24 protein-coding genes are annotated in these 17,846 nt (G+C 69.8%); 16 read left to right on the top strand and 8 right to left on the bottom strand.

Annotated elements, in window-relative coordinates; translation table 11 throughout:
- Positions 1–52 precede the first annotated feature (52 nt).
- From U5K29_06650 to U5K29_06640, 3 genes are all read right to left on the bottom strand, one after another.
- Positions 53–478 carry a TA system VapC family ribonuclease toxin gene (locus U5K29_06650; protein ID MDZ7678212.1) on the bottom strand — a complete coding sequence of 142 codons (426 nt, stop codon included), beginning with the start codon at positions 476–478 and terminating at the stop codon, positions 53–55.
- Positions 478–708, bottom strand: coding sequence for a hypothetical protein (locus U5K29_06645; GenBank protein ID MDZ7678211.1), 231 nt, complete (start codon positions 706–708; stop codon positions 478–480). The genes U5K29_06650 and U5K29_06645 overlap by 1 nt, the downstream gene beginning before the upstream one ends.
- A gap of 533 nt (positions 709–1,241) precedes the next feature.
- Positions 1,242–2,303 carry an aminotransferase class V-fold PLP-dependent enzyme gene (locus tag U5K29_06640; GenBank protein MDZ7678210.1) on the bottom strand — a complete coding sequence of 354 codons (1,062 nt, stop codon included), beginning with the start codon at positions 2,301–2,303 and terminating at the stop codon, positions 1,242–1,244.
- A gap of 229 nt (positions 2,304–2,532) precedes the next feature.
- Between U5K29_06640 and U5K29_06635 the strand changes: the two genes are divergently transcribed.
- The 7 genes from U5K29_06635 to def all read left to right on the top strand — a co-directional run bounded on the left by U5K29_06635 (position 2,533) and on the right by def (position 6,101).
- Positions 2,533–2,679: a hypothetical protein gene (locus U5K29_06635; GenBank protein MDZ7678209.1), complete on the top strand. Its 147-nt coding sequence runs from the start codon at positions 2,533–2,535 to the stop codon at positions 2,677–2,679.
- 117 nt (positions 2,680–2,796) lie between these two features.
- Entirely contained in the window at positions 2,797–3,021 is a 225-nt protein-coding gene (locus tag U5K29_06630) for a hypothetical protein (protein MDZ7678208.1), read from the top strand.
- Positions 3,022–3,175: 154 nt separating this feature from the next.
- The gene (locus tag U5K29_06625) at positions 3,176–3,718 is read left to right on the top strand and encodes a hypothetical protein (protein MDZ7678207.1); all 543 of its coding nucleotides are present in this window, start codon (positions 3,176–3,178) and stop codon (positions 3,716–3,718) included.
- Between the two features lie 65 nt (positions 3,719–3,783).
- Positions 3,784–4,644 (top strand): thioesterase family protein, encoded by an 861-nt coding sequence (locus tag U5K29_06620; GenBank protein MDZ7678206.1) that lies wholly within the window; start codon positions 3,784–3,786, stop codon positions 4,642–4,644.
- Positions 4,645–4,699: 55 nt separating this feature from the next.
- Positions 4,700–5,047: a metallopeptidase family protein gene (locus U5K29_06615; protein ID MDZ7678205.1), complete on the top strand. Its 348-nt coding sequence runs from the start codon at positions 4,700–4,702 to the stop codon at positions 5,045–5,047.
- Between the two features lie 14 nt (positions 5,048–5,061).
- Positions 5,062–5,595, top strand: a complete 534-nt coding sequence (locus U5K29_06610) for an ACT domain-containing protein (GenBank protein MDZ7678204.1) — start codon at positions 5,062–5,064, stop codon at positions 5,593–5,595.
- An 8-nt stretch (positions 5,596–5,603) separates the two neighbouring features.
- Positions 5,604–6,101: a peptide deformylase gene (gene def / locus U5K29_06605; GenBank protein MDZ7678203.1), complete on the top strand. Its 498-nt coding sequence runs from the start codon at positions 5,604–5,606 to the stop codon at positions 6,099–6,101.
- Positions 6,102–6,131: 30 nt separating this feature from the next.
- Here def and U5K29_06600 read toward each other — a convergent pair whose 3' ends face one another.
- Positions 6,132–6,458 (bottom strand): class I SAM-dependent methyltransferase, encoded by a 327-nt coding sequence (locus U5K29_06600; protein ID MDZ7678202.1) that lies wholly within the window; start codon positions 6,456–6,458, stop codon positions 6,132–6,134.
- 44 nt (positions 6,459–6,502) lie between these two features.
- Between U5K29_06600 and U5K29_06595 the strand changes: the two genes are divergently transcribed.
- Together U5K29_06595 and U5K29_06590 are read left to right on the top strand one after the other, a co-directional pair.
- Positions 6,503–7,219 carry a PH domain-containing protein gene (locus U5K29_06595; protein ID MDZ7678201.1) on the top strand — a complete coding sequence of 239 codons (717 nt, stop codon included), beginning with the start codon at positions 6,503–6,505 and terminating at the stop codon, positions 7,217–7,219.
- Positions 7,220–7,338: 119 nt separating this feature from the next.
- The gene (locus U5K29_06590) at positions 7,339–7,866 is read left to right on the top strand and encodes a type 1 glutamine amidotransferase domain-containing protein (GenBank protein ID MDZ7678200.1); all 528 of its coding nucleotides are present in this window, start codon (positions 7,339–7,341) and stop codon (positions 7,864–7,866) included.
- 7 nt (positions 7,867–7,873) lie between these two features.
- Here U5K29_06590 and U5K29_06585 read toward each other — a convergent pair whose 3' ends face one another.
- On the bottom strand, positions 7,874–8,779 hold the full coding sequence (locus tag U5K29_06585; protein ID MDZ7678199.1) for a TIGR03560 family F420-dependent LLM class oxidoreductase: 906 nt from the start codon (positions 8,777–8,779) through the stop codon (positions 7,874–7,876).
- Positions 8,780–8,900: 121 nt separating this feature from the next.
- Between U5K29_06585 and U5K29_06580 the strand changes: the two genes are divergently transcribed.
- On the top strand, positions 8,901–10,040 hold the full coding sequence (locus U5K29_06580; GenBank protein MDZ7678198.1) for a ferritin-like domain-containing protein: 1,140 nt from the start codon (positions 8,901–8,903) through the stop codon (positions 10,038–10,040).
- 18 nt (positions 10,041–10,058) lie between these two features.
- Here the strand turns inward: U5K29_06580 and U5K29_06575 are convergent, their stop codons facing one another.
- Positions 10,059–11,213: a serine hydrolase gene (locus tag U5K29_06575; GenBank protein MDZ7678197.1), complete on the bottom strand. Its 1,155-nt coding sequence runs from the start codon at positions 11,211–11,213 to the stop codon at positions 10,059–10,061.
- A 180-nt stretch (positions 11,214–11,393) separates the two neighbouring features.
- Between U5K29_06575 and U5K29_06570 the strand changes: the two genes are divergently transcribed.
- The 5 genes from U5K29_06570 to U5K29_06550 all read left to right on the top strand — a co-directional run bounded on the left by U5K29_06570 (position 11,394) and on the right by U5K29_06550 (position 15,534).
- Positions 11,394–12,539: a CaiB/BaiF CoA-transferase family protein gene (locus U5K29_06570; protein MDZ7678196.1), complete on the top strand. Its 1,146-nt coding sequence runs from the start codon at positions 11,394–11,396 to the stop codon at positions 12,537–12,539.
- Between the two features lie 24 nt (positions 12,540–12,563).
- Positions 12,564–13,364 (top strand): PIG-L family deacetylase, encoded by an 801-nt coding sequence (locus tag U5K29_06565; GenBank protein ID MDZ7678195.1) that lies wholly within the window; start codon positions 12,564–12,566, stop codon positions 13,362–13,364.
- A complete protein-coding gene (locus U5K29_06560; GenBank protein MDZ7678194.1) occupies positions 13,364–13,912 on the top strand; it encodes a histidine phosphatase family protein in 549 nt (182 codons plus the stop codon). The genes U5K29_06565 and U5K29_06560 overlap by 1 nt, the downstream gene beginning before the upstream one ends.
- Entirely contained in the window at positions 13,912–15,030 is a 1,119-nt protein-coding gene (locus U5K29_06555; GenBank protein ID MDZ7678193.1) for an iron-containing alcohol dehydrogenase, read from the top strand. The genes U5K29_06560 and U5K29_06555 overlap by 1 nt, the downstream gene beginning before the upstream one ends.
- A gap of 177 nt (positions 15,031–15,207) precedes the next feature.
- Positions 15,208–15,534, top strand: coding sequence for a hypothetical protein (locus tag U5K29_06550; protein MDZ7678192.1), 327 nt, complete (start codon positions 15,208–15,210; stop codon positions 15,532–15,534).
- 37 nt (positions 15,535–15,571) lie between these two features.
- On the opposite strand, the gene U5K29_06545 is transcribed toward U5K29_06550, so the two are convergent.
- Both U5K29_06545 and U5K29_06540 read right to left on the bottom strand, forming a co-directional pair.
- Complete coding sequence (locus tag U5K29_06545; protein MDZ7678191.1) at positions 15,572–16,438, bottom strand: LLM class F420-dependent oxidoreductase; 867 nt, start codon at positions 16,436–16,438, stop codon at positions 15,572–15,574.
- A gap of 22 nt (positions 16,439–16,460) precedes the next feature.
- Positions 16,461–17,180 carry a hypothetical protein gene (locus U5K29_06540; GenBank protein MDZ7678190.1) on the bottom strand — a complete coding sequence of 240 codons (720 nt, stop codon included), beginning with the start codon at positions 17,178–17,180 and terminating at the stop codon, positions 16,461–16,463.
- 86 nt (positions 17,181–17,266) lie between these two features.
- Between U5K29_06540 and U5K29_06535 the strand changes: the two genes are divergently transcribed.
- Positions 17,267–17,818, top strand: coding sequence for a hypothetical protein (locus U5K29_06535; GenBank protein MDZ7678189.1), 552 nt, complete (start codon positions 17,267–17,269; stop codon positions 17,816–17,818).
- The last annotated feature ends 28 nt before the right edge of the window (positions 17,819–17,846 follow it).

Here is a 17,846-nt window from a genome sequence, read left to right as displayed (position 1 = left end):
CTGTGGCCGATGCCTTGGGTTCCTCGATGGGTGACGCAGCCGAAGGGCCCGATCAGGCGAGGGGATTGAGCCAGTCGATCTCGGGGAACCGAGCAAAGTCCGAATCGGCGGACACGATCGTGAGCCCGTGTTCGACACAGAGGGCGGCAAGCACCGCGTCGGCGATGAGATTCGCACGAAGATCGTGACGACGAACCAGGTCGCCGAGGATGGCGCGGTGGCCCTGACCCGGCTGCGGGATCCACACGATCGGGGCATCGAGCCACGCGTCGACGAGCTCCCACGCCTCAACAGGGGAGAGAGGATCGCGAGTGGCCCTCGGGTTGGTGACGATCCGGAGAAACGCCGACAACGACACCCACGGGATCCCCACCCGGCGGTCGCCGTCGAGTGCCGACTCGATCCAGGTGCGGGCCGGCAGGTGGTGGGGACTGTCCTCGTCGACCGCGTAGAGGAGGATGTTGGCGTCGACGAGCACTACCGGTGATCCACGCCTTCGAGGGTCTCGAGCGCTTCGGCGGTGTTCGACACATCGATCTTGATGCCGAGCGATCTGGTCTGTTGACGGAACGAGTCCGCGTCGGGCCGGGGGAGCAGACCTCGGCGGATGAGGGTGTTCACCGCCTCGGAGAGCCCCATGCCGTGCTCGCGTCGCAGTTGATCGATGGCCTGTGCGGTGTCGCCGTCGAGATCGACTGTCGTACGCATGGCCACGAGTCTACATTGCGATGCGCCCGTTCGCGCATCAAGATGTGCACAGCCTCGCGTGAACGATGGGTCGTCATCGAGCCGAATGAGTAGCAGCGGAGGGGTCGATGAGTAGCGGCCCTCCATAGGCCCAGTCGTAGGTTGACCCTGATATCTGGAGCTGGCTGCGGACCCAGGCAGAGAGGGGTCGAGGAGTGACCAAGAGAATGCGGAGCATGCTCGTGGCGCTGGCCGCACTCGTGTTGCTGGCCGGCGCGGCATGCGGAGACGACGACGGCGACGACGGCGACGCGACCGCCCCGATCGACCAGGTCTCCGACACCGACGACATGGACGACTCCGAGCCCATGGCCGGCTCCGACGACAGTCCAGATGGAGGCTCGGATGCGCCTCCGACCGGCGGAGGCGGCGGCGAACTCATCCGCAGCCATGCTCGTCCGCATCGAAGGCGTCGCCGAGCCCCGCTCGGCGCACGATCACCAGGACCCGTCCCAGGTCGAGGATCCAGCAGTGAGGTGACCCGGCGCCCGGAGCTACCGCGCCGCGAGCACCGCCTCGACGCCGGCGGCGAAGCGGTCGACGTCGTCGGGGGTGGTGGCGAAGTGGGTCATCCAGCGCACCATGCCCGCCGCCTCGTCCCACCCCCAGAAGAACGACCACTCCTGCAACGGCGCGATGCACTCGTGAGGGAGCCGCACGAACACCGCGTTGGCCTGCGGCTCGTCGATCACCTCGACCCCGTCGATCCCCCGCACCCGCTCGGCGAGCAGCGTCGCCATGGCGTTGGCGTGCGCCGCATGGCTCAACCACAGGTCGTCGTCGAGCAACGCCAGCATCTGCGCGGCGACGAACCGGGTCTTGGACGGGAGCTGGCCCGCCTGCTTGCGCACGAACCGGGCGTTGGTGGCCAGCTCGGGCCGCAGGTACAGCACCGCTTCGCCGTACATCGCCCCGTTCTTGGTCGCCCCCCACGTCATCACGTCGACCCCGGTGTCGGCCACCATCGCCGCCAGGTCGGTCCCCGTGGCCGCCAGCGCGTTGGCGATCCGTGCCCCGTCCACGTGCAGGTACATGCCCGCGGCGTGGGCCCGCTCGGCGATCGCCGCGATCTCGCCCGGCGAGTACACCGCACCCAGCTCGGTCACCTGGCTGATCGACACCACTCCGGGCTGGGGGTGGTGCTGGTTGCCCAACCACTCGATGCGCCGATCGACCGCGGCCGGGGTCAGCTTGCCGTCCTCGCAGGGCTCGGTGACCAGCAGCGCCCCGGTGAAGCGCGCCGGCGCCCCGCACTCGTCGGTCACCAGGTGCGCCGACTCCGCGCAGATCACCGCCTGCCACGACTCCAGCACCGACGCCAACCCCACCACGTTGGCGCCCGTGCCGCCCCAACAGGTCAACACCTCGATCGGCCGGCCGAGCAGATCGGCGAAGCGGGCCGTGAGCGCCTGGGACCAGGCGTCGGCGTCGTAGGCGAGCGCGGAGGCGGTGTTCGCGGCCGCCAGCGCCTCCATCACCGCGGGCGCGACCCCGGCGGTGTTGTCGCTGGCGAAGGACACCTCGGGGGCGGGGGGCATCGACTCGGGACCAGACATTGCACAGCTCCAGGGATCGAGAGATCGGGGATCGAAGGCGGGGGATCGGGGTCGGGATCGGCACTCGCACGGCACGGCACGGCATGGCACCGGCAGCAGCCGGGCGATCGCCTAGCGAAGCACCTCCTGCTCGGCGGCGTCGAGTGCCGCGTGGATGCAACGCATCCCATCCTCGGCCACCCGGCCCGCCACGCCGGTTCCTCGATGCCTGGGGTCTACCGTGGGTGACATGGAGCTCCTGCTGCTCGCCGGCTCGATCTTCGTCGTGCTCTTCCTCGCCTGGTGGGTTCGCCGACGCCATCGCGATGTCGACGAGTTCGACAACCACGACTACGAGGGTCCGCCGCCCATCCACGGCCAGGCCGGTCCTCACTGAACGGCTCACGTCCCGGTCCTCCGTCAGAGGTCGAACAGACCCTCTACGCCGAGCACCGCACTCTCACGGCGGCGGGGCACGCTCGAGGCGGGCGACTCCGACCGGCACCGCATCGTCTTGCTCGCCGACGGCGAGGAGACCACCGTTCGGGTGCGCCGCCGCCTCGTCGATGCCACCTGGTTCGAGACCGACGTGCCCTCGGCCCACACCCCGTCCTTCGAGGTCGATCCCGGGGCTCGCCTCGTGCCGATCAACGACCTGGTCGATCTCGACGACTCGGCCTCGGGCTACACCGTGATCGGCGTCGGCAAGACCAGAGCCGGTGGGGGAGGGCCGCGGTGACCCGCATGATCACCAACACCGAGCAGGCCCTCGACAACCTCGCCCGGCTGGCGGGCACCGACTCGCCCTGACCCGCGCGTCGAGACATCGCTGCGCGAGCGGCCCGGCTGTGGCAGCCTGATGACCCCGGCAAGCGGTAGGAGGTCAGTACGTGGTGTCGAGGAGCAAGCAGCCTCAACCCCAGTGGGCGGCGCTGGGAGCGGCCGTGCTCGCGGTGTTCATGTGGATCATGTGGAACCGGCTGCGCCAGACGCCGGACGAGGCGCCCAAGGCGCCCGCCCCGCAACCCGAATCCGACCTGGCCACCCCCACCTCGGGCCCCGCTTCCGACCTGGTGACCGCGCTCACCTCCGGACCCACCGAGGCCGTCGACGACCTCGAGACCGGTTCGGGCGACGAACCCGGCGTGTTCACCCTCTGGATCGGCGACAACCTCGTCTACTACGGCCGCGGCAGTGGCGTGGCTGGCCGCGCCCGGAGGGTCGTCAACCAGCCCGGCGGCCCGCTGCAACGCCGCATCGAGGCCCAGCATCCCAAGCTGTGGAGCGCCCGCACCGAGTCGGCGGACCAGAAGCGAGCGAGCGAGATCCTCAAGGACCGGGGACGGGTGCGGATCGCCCGCTTCGGGTCGGGTGACGAGGCCGAGCAGGCACTCGACGCCGCGCGTGCCCGCCTCGACGACCTCATCGGAGACTGACACCCACCCGCACACGTCAACTGTCGGGTTGGCGAGCCGATCGCCCGGTCCCTAGGTTGCGGCCCGTGCACTCCGACGCCGAGCTCCTCGGCCTGCATCCCGCCGAGGGCGAAGGACGCTACCGATTCGTGGTCGAAGCCCACTTGTCGCGCATGGACGCCCGCCTCTACGGGGGAACCGCCATCGCCGTGTCGGTGGCCGCCGCCGAGCTCGTCTCGGCCCGCCAGGCGCTGTGGATGACCACCCAGTTCGTCTCCACCATCGCCCAGGACGAGACCGTCGACGTGCACGCCGAGGTCCTCGCCCCCGGCAGGCGCACCAACCAGGTGCGGGTCACCGGCAGCGGCCCCGACGGCACCACCATCTTCGCCTCGCTCGGCGCCACCGGATACCCCCGCGACGACGGCCTCACCGGCGCGTTCGAACACATGCCCACCGTCAGCGCGCCCGACGACTCCACGAGTTGGACGAGCCCTTTCTCGGCCTTCGCCGACCAGGCCGAGGTCGCCCCGTCGCTGCCCGAGAACATCGGTTTCACCAAGCTCGTCGAACTGCGCGGCGCCACGATCGTCGACCACCCCGATCCCGGGCCGGGCCGGGTGTGCGTGTGGGCCCGCCGACGCGACACCGAGCCCATCACCCCCGCCGTCGCCGCCTTCATCGCCGACATGGTGCCGATGTCGGTGGCCCACGGGTTCGGTGTGTTCGCCGGCGGCACCAGCCTCGACAACACCATCCGCGTCGGCGAGTTCGAGCCGTGCGAGTGGGTCCTGCTCGACCTGCGGGCCCACGGCGCCGTCGGCGACTACGGGCACGGGATCGGCCACGTGTGGAGTCCCGATGGCCGCTGGCTCGCCACCGCCAGCCAGACCGCGTCGATGCGTCACTTCGATCCCGCCGACGTGCCCTGGTCCTCGCGACGCTGATTCCGGGCTCTCACCGCCAGCCAGCCACCTAGGGTTGCTGGCTATGGTTGCGCCGATGCCGCCGCTGACCGAGGAACGCTTCGAGGATCTCGTCGCTGACGCGCTCGATCAGCTCCCCGAAGCGCTGGCCGAGCTGATGGACAACCTGGTCGTGGTGATCGACGACCGCAACGACGACGAACCCGAGCTGCTCGGGCTCTACGAGGGGGTCCCCCTCACCGAACGCGAGGCCTACGGCGGGTTCGAGCTACCCGACCGCATCACGATCTATCGCTTGGCGCTGTGCGAGGTCGCCTCCTCGGAGGACCAGATCGTCGAGGAGGTGCTCGTCACCGTCGTGCACGAGATCGCCCACCACTTCGGCATCGACGACGACCGGCTGCACGAGCTGGGCTGGGCCTGATCCGAGGAGGAGACATGCACGAGCTGGCCATCACCGCCATCGGCGCCGACCGCCCCGGCGTGGTCGCGGCCGTCACCGGCGTCCTCGCCGGGCTCGAAGCCAACCTCGAGGACACGTCGATGACGATCCTCGGGGGGCGCTTCGCCATGGTCCTCATCGTCGCCGTACCCGAGTCGCTCGGAGCCGACGAGGTGCACGAGTCGTTGGCGGCCCCGGCATCCGAGCTCGGGCTCGACGTGTCGGTCCACGCCAGCGATCGAACCAGCGACACGGTGGAGGGCGATCCGTGGAGCGTGTCGGTCTACGGCGCCGATCGTCGCGGCATCGTGCACCGGTTCGCCCGGGTGCTGGCCGAGCACGGCGTGAACATCAGCGACCTCACCACCCGCGTCATCGGCGAGGCCGATCGTCCGGTGTATGCGATGTTGCTCGACGTCTCGTTGCCCGCCGGTGTCAGCCCCGACGGCCTGCAGACGGCGCTCGGAGCCGTGGCCCAGGAGCTGGGGGTCGAGTGCTCGATGCACGCCGCCGACGCCGACATCCTCTGACCGCTTCGATGATCCGCCCCGTCGTCGTCATCCCCGACACCGTGCTCACCACACCCGCCGTGTCGGTCACCACCTTCGGAGCAGACACCCGCGCGCTGGCCGATGACCTGCTCGACACCATGCGAGCGAGCTCGCACAGCGTCGGCATCGCCGCACCCCAGATCGGTGTCGGTGTGCGGGCGTTCGCGCTCGACATCACCGGCCACAAGAAGGCCAAGTCGTGTCACGGTGAGCTGGTGCTGTTCAACCCCGAGGTTGTGACCGCCCACGGGCGCGAGGTAGGGCGCGAAGGGTGCATGAGCGTGCCGGACCTCACCGGTGACGTCGCTCGTCACAGCACCGTCGTGGTACGAGGGTTCGATCCTGCGGGTACCGAACGGGTCGTGGAGTGCGACGCCTTCGAGGCCCGTGCCATGCAGCACGAACTCGACCACCTCGACGGCAAGGTGTTCCTCGACCGCGTCGTCGCCCACGACCGGGTGTTCCAACGCAAGGTCTACCGCTGAGCCATAGGAGCCGAGGGGACTCGGCGTGAGTCAGTCCGGCCTCTGGGCGAGCACGTGGAGGCGTACGAAGGTCTGATCGAAGCTGCCGTCGCGAAACGAGCCGTTCGGCCCCGACCGCGGTACTGCTTGTTCGAGCATCGACCGGTCGGGCTCGACACCGATGACCGCACCATCGGGCACCAGCCCGGCGAGGCGCGTGGTGAACTCGCCGGTACCGCAGCCCGCGTCGATGACAACGTCGATCGGTCCGGGCGCGTGCCGGGCCAGGAACCAGTCGTCGGCGAGGCGGTGGTGGGCCGCCGAGGGCTCGTACTCCTCGCCCTGCCAGCTGGATCGCCTCGGGCGCTGGTCCGACATCTGAGACCTCTTGCTCGGTGCTCGCTTCCGGTCCGGCGGACATCATGGCCAAGATCGAGATCGGGGGCCACCGGATCGGTGGGGCGGCGGCGATCTACACTGCCTGTGTGGCGTTTCCCCGGGACTATCTCCATCCGAACGAGGAGTTGATCCTCGATCTCAAGCCGCACTGGTTCCGCCTGGTGCCCTCCGGGGGCTCGCTGACGGCGGCGCTGCTCATCGGGATCATCGTCCTGGTCAACATCGACAACCAGGTGGTGAACATCCTCGTCGGTGTGCTCATCCTCGGGGTGCTCGGGTGGTTCGGCGCCACCTACGCCAGATGGAACGCCACGCACTTCGTCGTCACCTCCGACCGCCTGATTCATCGCGAGGGCATCGTCAGCCGGTCGGGGGTCGAGATCCCCCTCGACCGGATCAACACGGTGTTCACGGCCCAGTCGGTGTTCGAGCGGGTCATCGGCGCCGGCGACCTCACCATCGAGTCGGCCGGCGCCGAAGGCCGTCAGGAGTTCCACGACATCCGCAAGCCCACCAAGGTCCAGAACGAGATCTACGTCGCCAAGGAAGACCTCGAGAACCGGCGCTATGACCGAATGGCCCAGTCGGCTGCGGGCCACGCCGGGACCCAGGCGCCCGCACCCAATCCCGAAGCCTCGATCCCCGACCAGATCGACCAGCTCGACGCGCTCCGCAAGCGTGGGGTGATCTCCGAGGAGGAGTTCACCCGCAAGAAGACCGAGCTCCTCGGCCGCATGTAGTGCCCTCGCCTCCCCGTAATCGCGCGGATCTGTCGCGCTCACCGCGACGAATCCGCGCGATTTGCCGTGAGAGCCTGGTGGGTAGGACCCCCGGTGAGCCGAATCCTCCAGGAGGCACCATGGCCAAGGTTGCGATCGTCCTCGACGACGGATTCGAGGACGTCGAGTTCGACACCCCCCGCACGACGCTGCTCGAGCACGGCCACGAGGTCACCGTGGTCGGCACCGACGAGGCCAAGGAGGTGACCGGCAAGCAGGGCGAGGTGACCTACACGATCGATTGCGCGGTCGACCAGGTGAGCGCGAGCGACTTCGACGCCCTGGTCATCCCCGGTGGGTACTCACCCGATCGCCTCCGCATGGACGACAAGGTGGTCCGGTTCGTGAAGGACTGCTCGGACAAGGGCATGCCCATCGCGGCCATCTGCCACGCCGGCAGCCTGCTGATCGAGGCCGACCTGGTGAAGCGCCGCACGGTCACGTCGTGGCCGTCGATCCGCACCGACCTGCAGAACGCGGGTGCGGCCTGGATGGACCAGGACGTCGTCTATGACGGCAACCTGATCACCAGCCGCAAGCCCGACGACCTGCCCGCCTTCACCAAGGCCCTCCTCGCCGAGCTGCCCGCCCCGGAGGTGTCGGCCTGAGGCTCGATCAGCTCGATCGGAGCGACTCGATGGTGGAGGCCATCAGCTCGAGGTGGTCCAGCTGCCACGGCGCCCGCATGGCCAGGTTGATCTGGTGGACCCCGACGTCGATGTACTGGCCGAGCCGGTCGACCATCTCCTGCTCGGAACCCATGAGCACACCGGGCCGCACGGCGTCGGCCAGACCGCCGAACTGCTCCTGCAGGTCGGCCTCGGTGGGGCACAGGCCCACGTTGACCGCGCAGCGGATGTCGTCGATGGAACGACCGGTGTCGGCCGCGTGGGAGCCGAGCACCTCGCGCTTGTGGGCGAAGGTCTCGGGGGCCACGAAGGGCACGTTCCATCCGTCGGCGTAGCGGCCGGCGATCTTCAGCGTGCGCTTCTCGCCGCCGCCCCCGACCCAGATCGGCAGCTCGGCCTGCACCGGCTTGGGCTCGCACCGGGCGTCGGTGAGGGTGAAGTGCGCCCCGGCGAAGTCGGTGGTCTCGTCGCGCAGCAGGCCGCGGACGCACTGGACCGATTCCTCGAGGATGTCGAGACGCTCGCCCGTCCCCGGGAAGGGGATGCCGTAGGCCGCGTACTCGTTGTGGGCCCAGCCGGCCCCGAGCCCGATGTCGGCCCGACCGCCCGACACGTGGTCGATGGTGGCGATGGCGTTGGCGAGCACGGCGGGGTGGCGGTAGCCGGCGCAGTACACCAGCGACCCGCAGCGGACCCGGCTGGTCTCGGCGGCGAGGGCGGTGTGGGCGGCGACCGCTTCGAAGCAGTGGGCCCCGGTGAAGTCGGCGGAGTAGAAGTGGTCCCAGATCGAGATCCAGTCGAACGGGCCCTCCTCGATGCGTCGCCACAGCGAGCGCAGCTCGTCGAATGTGGTGTTCTGCAGGCCCGTGTGGACCCCGAAGATCGGCCCCATGTCGTGTTTCCCTCCCGGTTCGGGCCCGACCCTATCGCCCGGGCCGCGGTGGGGGGTGGTGTGCCACAGCGGCCTATACGCTGTATAGTCACGGTCGTTCAATCCAGATCCAGGGGGACATGTGACTTCACCGGAGCGCACCAGCACCACCGCAACCGACGACCTCGACTCGATCCTGGCCGTCACCAACACCGAGCGCGACGAAGCGCTCCATGCGGTGGCCGACAACGCTGACGCCATCTTCACCTGGGACTACAGCAAGGGTGCCCGTCCCGCGCTGAACAAGCTCTACGAGAAGGCCAAGCACGCGCAGTGGAACGGCGAGACCGACCTCGACTGGTCGACCGAGGTCGACCAGGAGGCGCTGATCCGCGCCAGCGGAGGCCCACCCAGCCGCGAGGGCCTCGCCGAGATCGGGGTCGACATCTCCGGCAGTTCCCTCGACACCTGGTCGGAGAAGGAGTGGATGCAGTGGGCGGTCTACAACCAGAACTGGAGCCTGTCCCAGTTCATGCACGGTGAGCAGGGGGCGCTCATCTGCACCGCGAAGATCGTCGAGACCGTCCCGTGGATCGACGCCAAGTACTACGCCGCCACCCAGGTGATGGACGAGGCTCGCCACGTCGAGGTCTTCGCCAAGTACCTCGACGAGAAGCTGTCCGGCCACTTCCCGGTCAACACCCACCTCAAGGCGCTGCTCGACGACATCATCGTCGACAGCCGGTGGGACATGACCTACCTGGGCATGCAGATCATGGTCGAGGGCCTGGCCCTGGCCGCGTTCGGTGTGGCCCAACAGACCACCTCGGACCCGCTGCTCAAGCAGCTCCTGCGCTATGTGATGAGCGACGAGGCCCGCCACGTCGCCTTCGGCGTGCTGTCGCTGAAGGAGTACTACGAGGGCCTGTCCGACGCCGAGATGAAGGACCGCCAGGAGTTCGCCTACGAGGCGGCGATCCGCATGCGCAACCGGTTCCTCCAGCAGGAGGTCTGGGACGCCATGGGCGTCGACGTCCGCGAGGCGGTGGCGCTGTTCAACAAGCCCGACGAGGAGAAGAACAAGGACCCGTTCCAGCAGCTGCTCTTCTCCAAGATCGTGCCGAACTGCAAGAAGCTCGGGTTGCTCGATGCCAACGACGGCTGGCTCCGGCAGCGCTTCGACACGCTCGGGGTCACCCAGTTCGAGGATTGGGTCGACACCGGCGAGGAGTACGAGATGCTCGACGAGGTGTCCAAGGACCGCGAGGCCGCTGCCGGCTGACCGACCTCGCAGCGTCGGTCAGTCGACCACCAGGTCGTCGAACAGGATCGGGAGGATCTCGGTCACACTTGCGCCGCCACCGTCCGCCTCCGGTTGGACCAGGCGGGACACCACGAGGTCGTGCTCGGGCACCACGACCATGTACTGGCCGCCGAGCCCCAGCGCCGCGTAGGCAGAGGAGTCGGTCTCGTCCCCGGCCGCGTCGTCGGGGTGGGTGCCATAGAGCCACCAGAGGTGGCCGTACCCGTTGTTGAGCTCGGTGGAGGGCCGGGTGGCCTCGTCGACGAACGCGGCCGGGACGATCTGCTCGCCCTGCCACTCGCCGCGGCGGAGGCTCAACAGCCCGAACCGGGTCAGGTCGCGGCAGCTCATCTGCGCGCCCATGAAGGTGAGGGTGTTGCCCGCTTGGTCGGTGCTGATGGTGGTGTCCATTCCCATCGGGTCGAAGAGGTACTCCTCGGCGAAGTCGCCGACTCCGGTGCCGGTCGCCCGTTCGAGGACCGCCTCGAGCACCTGGATGGCGGCGTTGTTGTACACCCACACCGTGCCGGGCTCGTGGGCCTGTCCGAGACCGATCGCGTACGCGGTCTTGTCGGGCTCGGCGAAGGCCATCTGCGCGTAATCGCTCTCGGGACTGTGGAACCGGCCCGAGTCGTTCGACAACAGGTTGCGAATGGTGACGTCCTCGCTGGGGGTGCCGACCCACTCGTCGATGTAGTCCGATGCGGGCTGGTCGATGTCGAGGTGGCCCTGGTCCTGGGCGATGCCCACCAGGATCGAGGTGATGGACTTGGTGACCGAGAACGACTCGCGCTCGGAGTCGGGTCCGGTGCCGTTCCAGTACCACTCGCCGACCAGCTGGCCGTCGCGGCTGACGACCAGGCAGTCGGAGCCGGCCGATTCGGCCCTCGCCGCCAGCTCGTCGAGGGTCTCGGCATCGACCCCCGCGGCGGCGGGATCGATCGTGCTCCACTCGGGCACCGGCCAAGAGGCGTCGTCGGGGTCAGAACCCTCACCGGGACCGGCACCGTCGTCGGGGTCGCCAGCGGGATCGACGGTGGTGCTCGTGGACTCGGTCGTCGTCGTGGTGGTCGTCGTGGTCGGCGGGGCGGCGCCGTCGTCGTCTCCGCATGCGGTGGCGACCAGCGCGAGAGCGCAGAGCAGAGCGACCATCCGGGCGAGTGGACGCAAGGCTGGTGTCGCTGGTCGTGCAATCACTGCGGGTGCTCCCGGGCTCGTGGCGGTGGCTCGACAGTACCGCTCGGGGCGTCGCTGGCACCGGTCGGGCGTTGGCTTGACCCACCTCTGGAGCGACCGGAAGGATGACGCCACCGGATCAACAGAGGGGACTCGATGGGACCACTGTCAGGAGTGAAGATCGTGGAGGTGGCCGGCATCGGGCCGGGACCGTTCTGCGCCATGATGCTGTCGGACATGGGCGCCGAGGTCATCCGGGTCGACCGCGCCGGATCGGTTCGCGGGGGCGACCCCGATGCGCCGCCGGCCGATGTCTTGAACCGGGGACGCCGCTCCATCGGGATCGACCTCAAGCAGCCCGACGGCCTGGCGACCCTGCTCGAGTTGGTCGAGGGCGCCGATGCCCTGATCGAGGGGTTCCGCCCCGGCGTCGCCGAGCGCCTGGGACTCGGCCCCGACGACTGCTGGGCCCGCAACCCGCGGCTGGTCTATGGCCGCATGACCGGCTGGGGCCAGTCCGGGCCCTACGCCCACACCGCCGGCCACGACATCAACTACATCGCCCTGGCGGGTGCCCTCGACGCCATCGGTCGGGCCGGCGGGCCACCGGTGCCGCCGCTCAACCTCGTGGGCGACTTCGGCGGTGGCGGCATGATGCTGGCCTTCGGTGTGGTGTGCGCCCTCCTCGAGGCGTCGCGCAGCGGTGAGGGCCAGGTGGTCGACGCCGCCATGGTCGACGGGGCGGCGGTGCTGATGACCATGTTCCACGCGTTCTCCGCCATGGGCATCTGGCACGAGGAACGGGGCACCAACACCCTCGACACCGGGGCGCACTTCTACGACGTCTACGAGACCGCCGACGCCAAGTACGTGTCGATCGGTTCGATCGAGCCCCAGTTCTACAGCGAGCTGCTGCGCCTCACCGGGCTGACCGACGAGGCCGACTTCGCCGCCCAGATGGACCGCGGCCGGTGGCCGGCGCTGAAGGAGCGGCTGGCCGAGGTGTTCCGCACCAAGACCCGCGACGAGTGGTGCGAGATCATGGAGGGCACCGACGTGTGCTTCGCACCGGTCCTGTCGCTCAGCGAGGCACCCCAGCATCCCCACAACGTCGAGCGCCAGACCTTCGTCGAGATCGCCGGTGTCACCCAGCCCGGCCCGGCGCCACGCTTCACCCGGACCGAGGCCGAGATCCAGGGTCCACCGGCCCATGCCGGACAGCACACCGATGAGGTCCTCGCCGCCGCCGGGTTCGACGCGGCCCGGATCGCCGAGCTGCGTGAATCGGGCGCGGTGGCCTGACGACGCCGATAGGGTTCGCCGTCGATGGGCACCCTTGTCTCGTTCCACGCCCACCCCGACGACGAGTCCATCGCCACCGGCGGCCTCCTCGCTCGCGCCGCGGCCGAGGGCCACCGGGTGGTGCTGGTGTTCGCGACCAGGGGCGAGCACGGCGAGGTGGTGCCGGGCATCCTCGCCGACGGCGAGCAGCTCGGGGTGCGTCGTGTGGCCGAGAGCCACGCGTCCGCCGCGGTGCTGGGTGTGGACCGCGTCGAGTTCCTCGGCTATGTCGACTCGGGCATGATGGGCACCCCCGAGAACGAGGCGCCGTACTCGTTCTGGTCGGTGCCGCTCGACTCGGCGGCCAGGCGGCTGGCCGAGATCCTCGACGACGAGGCTGCCGACGTGCTCACCATCTACGACGACCACGGCGGCTATGGCCACCCCGACCACATCCAGGTGCACCGGGTCGGTGCGCGAGCTGCCGCGCTCGCCGCCACGCCGCAGGTGTTCGAGTCCACCATGAACCGCGACGCCATCGCCCGGCTCCGTGCCGCGGCGAAGGAGGCCGATCCCGACAGCGACCTGGGAGGCGAGGCCCCCGACGATCCCGACTTCGGCACCCCCGAACCCCAGATCACCCACGCCATCGACGTGGCCGACCGCCTCGACGTCAAGCGCGCGTCGATGGTCGCCCACGCCAGCCAGATCTCCGAGGAGTCGTTCTTCCTCGCCATGGCGGCCGACTCCTTCGCCGCCGCGTTCGGCTCCGAGTGGTTCATCCGCCACGGCGTCGACCACCACGACGGTCCCCAGTGGGTCCATCTCCTGCCGGGACTCGACTGATGCCGCGCCTGTACCTGGTCCGCCACGGCACGGCCAGCGCCGGCTTCGGTGCCGACCGCGACCCGGGGCTCGACCAACTGGGCCGCGCCGAGGCCGAGGCGGTGGCCGACGTGCTGGCACCGGTCGGACCGCTGCCCGTCCGGGTCTCGCCGCTGCGTCGTTGCCGTGAGACCGCCGCACCGTTGCAGCAGCGGTGGGACACCGAACCGGTGATCGAGCCCGCGATCGCCGAGGTCGCGACACCCACCGACGAGCTCGATGGCCGGGCCGAGTGGCTCCGTCGGGCGCTCGGTTCCACGTGGGACCGGCTCGAACCCGGACCGCAGGCCTGGCGCCAGCAGATGCTCGACACCGTCGCGGCCATCGACACCGACACCGTGCTCATCACCCACTTCGTCGTCATCAACGCGGTGATCGGGGCCGCGACCGGTGACGATCGGGTGCTCATCGAACGGCTGGCCAACGGGTCGGTCACCACGGTCGACCACGGCCCGGGCGGTTTCGAGCTGGTCACCGCGGGGGTCGTCGGCACCAGCGAGGTGCTGTGATGGTCCACCGGTGGGTGCACACCTCGATCGCCCAGCAGGTGGTGGTCGGGCCGGGCGCGGTGACGACCATCGGCGAGGTCCTCAAGATGCTGGGCATGCGCCGGGTCCTGCTGGTCACCACCAGGGGTCGGGCCGGATCCGACGGAGGTGACCGGGTGCGGACCGCCATCGGCCGGGCCCTGGCCGACACCTTCGACGAGGTGGTCGCCGACGTGCCCACCACCGCCGTGCAGGCCGCGGTGGCCACCCTGCGGGGTGAGTCGTTCGACGGGCTGGTGAGCTTCGGCGGGGGAGCCGCCGTCGACACCGCCAAGGCGCTGGCGTTCTTCCACGAGCACGAGTCGGGAACGCCCGCCGCCGGGTTCGCCGACCGGCCGGTGCTGCCCCACGTTGCCATCCCCACCACCCTCGCCGGCGCGGCGTTCAGCACCACCTTCTCCATGGTCGATCCGCAGTCGCGGCGCTCCACCACGGCGGGGGCGCCGACGATGGTGCCCTCCGCGGTGCTGGTCGACCCGGAGCTGGGGGCCGACCTGTCGCCCGAGTTGCTCCTCGGGTCGATCGCCACCGCGGTGGCCCACGGTGTCGAGGCGCTCTGGACCCCCGACCGAACGCCCGAGGCCGAGGCGCTGGCATCGGCCGGGCTGGGTCGACTCGCCGTCGCGGCCCCCGACGCCATGGCCGAACCGGGCGACATCGAACGTCGGGCCGCCCTGGTCGATGGTGCGGTCCTGTGCGGGCGTGCGCGCCAGAACGCGAGCGACGGGCTCCACCACGTGCTCGTGCAGTTGGTCGCGGCCCGGGCACAGGTGCCCCACGGGCCGGTGCACGCCGCCCTGTTGCCGGCGACGACCGGCTTCACCACCGACGTGGTGCCCGAGGCGGCGGCGGCGATCAGCCGGGCGCTCGGCCACACCGGTGAACCCGACGATGCCGGCGGTGCCGTGTCGGCCCTGCTCGAGCGCCTGGGTCCGGTGCAGGGTCTGTCCGATCTCGGTGTCGGCGAGGACGACCTCGAGGCGGTCGCCCGCCAGGCCGGCTCCCACCGTGGTGTCCAGATCCATCCCCGACCGTCCGGCGAGGCCGACATCGTCGCCCTGCTCGAAGACGCCTGGTGAGCGACGCCCGCATGGCTGTTCGAGGCGAATCCGGGGCCTGAGTCGTTCGACCTGGGCCGTTCGGCCTAGATTTTGCTCAACCTGGCCGGCGATCGTGCCGATACGGCGGGGAACGCTTCGTGTGACCAGAGACCGGACACCGATCGATCGTCGGTCCCGATCAGTGAGGAACCTGCCGTGAGTGGATGTGTGCACCACCCCTTCGAGTCGGCGCTGACCCAGTGCGCCCGCTGTGCCGACCGCCTGTGCGCGACCTGTTGGGTCGAGGCGCGGCGCAAGGTGCTCTGCGTGGACTGTGCCCTGGCCATGGCGGGGGTGCGCACCAGCGGACGTTCGGGCCGTAGCGCCGCCATCTACCGGAGGAAGCTCAACCGGACCGCGTTCGACCAGCCGCTGGAGTGGGACGAGATCGACCTTCGCGAGTGGAAGGAACGCAGCGTCAGGTCCGCCGAGGTCGACGTGACCACCGAGGTCGACCAACTGCCGGATCCCAGCAGGCTCTGAGCGAATCCCGGCGCTCGGGGACGATGTTCCCCCGGGTTCAGAGGTCCGAAACGGCTTCCTGGTACTCGGCCACCCGTTGAAGGTGACCGTCGACGTCGGTAGGGCTGGCGTTGTGGGTGGCGACGGCCAGGTGGGTCGCTCCGAGGTCGCGCCATTGCTCGGCGTGGCTCCGCCACCGCTCGGGGTCGCCGCCGCGGTACTGGGCCTGGGCCTGCACCGCGAACGGTTCGGACGCCCGCCCCGCCGCCTCGCGATGCCGGTGGATGGTGGCCAACCGACTTCGGGACGATTCGTTGGGCTTGCCGAGAGGGATCCACCCATCGCCGAGGCGTCCGCAGCGCTCCAGCAGCGCCGGTGCGGCCCCACCGAACCAGACGGGGATCGGCGCCGCTGGCCGGGGGTTGATGCTCGCCCGGTCGACGGTGTGGAACTCGCCGTCGAACGACACGCTGTCCTCGGTCCACAACCGGTGCATGAGCTCGACCTGTTCGCCCTGCCGGCGGCCGCGGGTGGTGAAATCCTCGGCGAGACCCTGGTACTCGATCTGGTTCCAACCCACGCCGACCCCGAGCCGCAGCCGGCCACCCGAGAGCACGGCCACCTCGGCCGCCTGCTTGGCGACCAACACCGCTTGACGCTGGGGCAGGATCAGCACCGCGCTCACCAGCTCGATGTGTGAGGTCACTCCCGCGGCGAAGCCGAAGAAGGTGAGCGGCTCGTGGAACGCGACGTCCTTGTCGTAGGGCCCGTCCCAGCCGCCGGGGCGGTTGGGGTCGGCTCCGAGGACGTGGTCATAGGCCAGCAGATGGGTGACGCCCATCTCTTCGAGACCCTGGAGGTAGGCGGTGATCGCGCCGGGGTCGGTCCCGATCTCGTTGTGGGGAAGGACGGCTCCGATTCGCATGGAAGCGACCCTACCGCCGGTCTCACCGAGACGTGGGCGGTGGGGCGGGGTCGATCTTGTGCAACAGGGTGGGGAGGTCCCGGATCGTGTCGAGGGGCCAGAAGCGTTCGTGGTCGACCTCGGGCGGGTCGACGACCTCGAGCTCCCAGGTGACGTGGTAGGGGACGTGGGCGGCGCTGCCCCCGATCTCGAGCACCGGCAGGATGTCGCTGCGCACCGAGTTGCCCACCATCAAGAACTCGTCGGCGGGTGTGCCGTAGCGATCCAGCACGCGCTGGTAGGTCGCCTCGTCCTTCTCGGCCACGATCTCCACGCCGGCCACCCGTTCCCACAGCCCCGACGCCGCGACCTTGCTCTCCTGGTGGAACAGGTCTCCCTTGGTGATGATCACCATGCGGTGGTGGGGTGCCAGCTCGCCGACCACCTGGTCGACACCGTCGAGCAGCTCGATCGGGTGGTCGAGCAGCGCCTTGCCGTGGTCGATGATGGCCTGGATCTCGCTCGCTGCCACGCGGCCACCGGAGATCTCGATCGCGGTCTCGATCATCGACAGGGTGAACCCCTTCACCCCGTATCCGAAGAGGCGTAGGTTGGCCCGCTCCCGCTCGACCATGCGGGCTCGGAGGTCGCCGCCGTCGGCGTAGGGGGCCAGCAGCTCCGCGAGGGCGTCCTCGGTCATGGCGAAGAAGGACTCGCTGTGCCACAGGGTGTCGTCGCCGTCGAGACCGATGAGAGCAACCATGGGTCCCAGTGTGGCGTGTGGCGGTCCGATGCCACCGATTGGTTTCTCGGCCCGACGGCGGTCGTCTCGGGCGCGATGCTGGTCCGGTGAGGCGTGTCTCGGTCGTTGGGACCTCGGGGTCGGGCAAGTCGCGCCTGGCGCGACGGATCGCGGCCGCCATCGGCGCGCCCTGGATCGAGCTCGACGCCGCTCACCACCAGCGCGGGTGGGAGCCGATCGATCCCGAGCGGTTCCTCGTCGAGGTCGATCGCGCCACGAGCGGTGACCGCTGGGTGGTCGACGGCAACTACCGGGCGGTGGTGTGCGAGGGGCCGGTCTGGGAGCGGGCCGACACCGTCGTGTGGCTCGATCTGCCCCGCAGGACCGTCATGCGCCAGATCGTCGTGAGGACCGTGCGGCGGACGGTGACCCGCGAGGAGCTTTGGAACGGCAACCGCGAGCCCCTGTCCAACCTGTGGCGGTGGGATCCCGAGCGGTCGGTGATCCGCTGGGCGTGGACCAGGCACCACGCCCTGCGCCGGCGCTATCTCGAGGCGATGGCTGATGAGAGGTGGGCGCACCTCGACTTCGTGCGCGTACGGAGCCACGTCGAAGCGGACCGATGGGTGCAGCACCTCGGCGACGCATCGCAGAGGTAGCGGTGTCGGCGACAGGTGGGACGACGTC

Source organism: Acidimicrobiales bacterium, assembly GCA_034521975.1.
Taxonomy (GTDB): Bacteria; Actinomycetota; Acidimicrobiia; order Acidimicrobiales; family SKKL01; genus SKKL01.
This window is presented reverse-complemented; position numbering and strand designations above follow the sequence as displayed.

What these genes read in the sequence shown, in the direction of transcription:
- U5K29_06640 (MDZ7678210.1), bottom strand. Translation starts at nt 2,303, where the DNA reads ATGTCTGGTCCCGAGTCGATGCCCCCCGCCCCCGAGGTGTCCTTCGCC.
- U5K29_06555 (MDZ7678193.1), top strand. Translation starts at nt 13,912, where the DNA reads ATGGTCCACCGGTGGGTGCACACCTCGATCGCCCAGCAGGTGGTGGTC.
- U5K29_06590 (MDZ7678200.1), top strand. Translation starts at nt 7,339, where the DNA reads ATGGCCAAGGTTGCGATCGTCCTCGACGACGGATTCGAGGACGTCGAG.
- U5K29_06545 (MDZ7678191.1), bottom strand. Translation starts at nt 16,438, where the DNA reads ATGCGAATCGGAGCCGTCCTTCCCCACAACGAGATCGGGACCGACCCC.
- U5K29_06570 (MDZ7678196.1), top strand. Translation starts at nt 11,394, where the DNA reads ATGGGACCACTGTCAGGAGTGAAGATCGTGGAGGTGGCCGGCATCGGG.
- U5K29_06595 (MDZ7678201.1), top strand. Translation starts at nt 6,503, where the DNA reads ATGGCCAAGATCGAGATCGGGGGCCACCGGATCGGTGGGGCGGCGGCG.
- def (MDZ7678203.1), top strand. Translation starts at nt 5,604, where the DNA reads ATGATCCGCCCCGTCGTCGTCATCCCCGACACCGTGCTCACCACACCC.
- U5K29_06565 (MDZ7678195.1), top strand. Translation starts at nt 12,564, where the DNA reads ATGGGCACCCTTGTCTCGTTCCACGCCCACCCCGACGACGAGTCCATC.
- U5K29_06585 (MDZ7678199.1), bottom strand. Translation starts at nt 8,779, where the DNA reads ATGGGGCCGATCTTCGGGGTCCACACGGGCCTGCAGAACACCACATTC.
- U5K29_06575 (MDZ7678197.1), bottom strand. Translation starts at nt 11,213, where the DNA reads ATGGTCGCTCTGCTCTGCGCTCTCGCGCTGGTCGCCACCGCATGCGGA.
- U5K29_06645 (MDZ7678211.1), bottom strand. Translation starts at nt 708, where the DNA reads ATGCGTACGACAGTCGATCTCGACGGCGACACCGCACAGGCCATCGAT.
- U5K29_06615 (MDZ7678205.1), top strand. Translation starts at nt 4,700, where the DNA reads ATGCCGCCGCTGACCGAGGAACGCTTCGAGGATCTCGTCGCTGACGCG.
- U5K29_06540 (MDZ7678190.1), bottom strand. Translation starts at nt 17,180, where the DNA reads ATGGTTGCTCTCATCGGTCTCGACGGCGACGACACCCTGTGGCACAGC.
- U5K29_06560 (MDZ7678194.1), top strand. Translation starts at nt 13,364, where the DNA reads ATGCCGCGCCTGTACCTGGTCCGCCACGGCACGGCCAGCGCCGGCTTC.
- U5K29_06600 (MDZ7678202.1), bottom strand. Translation starts at nt 6,458, where the DNA reads ATGTCGGACCAGCGCCCGAGGCGATCCAGCTGGCAGGGCGAGGAGTAC.
- U5K29_06635 (MDZ7678209.1), top strand. Translation starts at nt 2,533, where the DNA reads ATGGAGCTCCTGCTGCTCGCCGGCTCGATCTTCGTCGTGCTCTTCCTC.
- U5K29_06610 (MDZ7678204.1), top strand. Translation starts at nt 5,062, where the DNA reads ATGCACGAGCTGGCCATCACCGCCATCGGCGCCGACCGCCCCGGCGTG.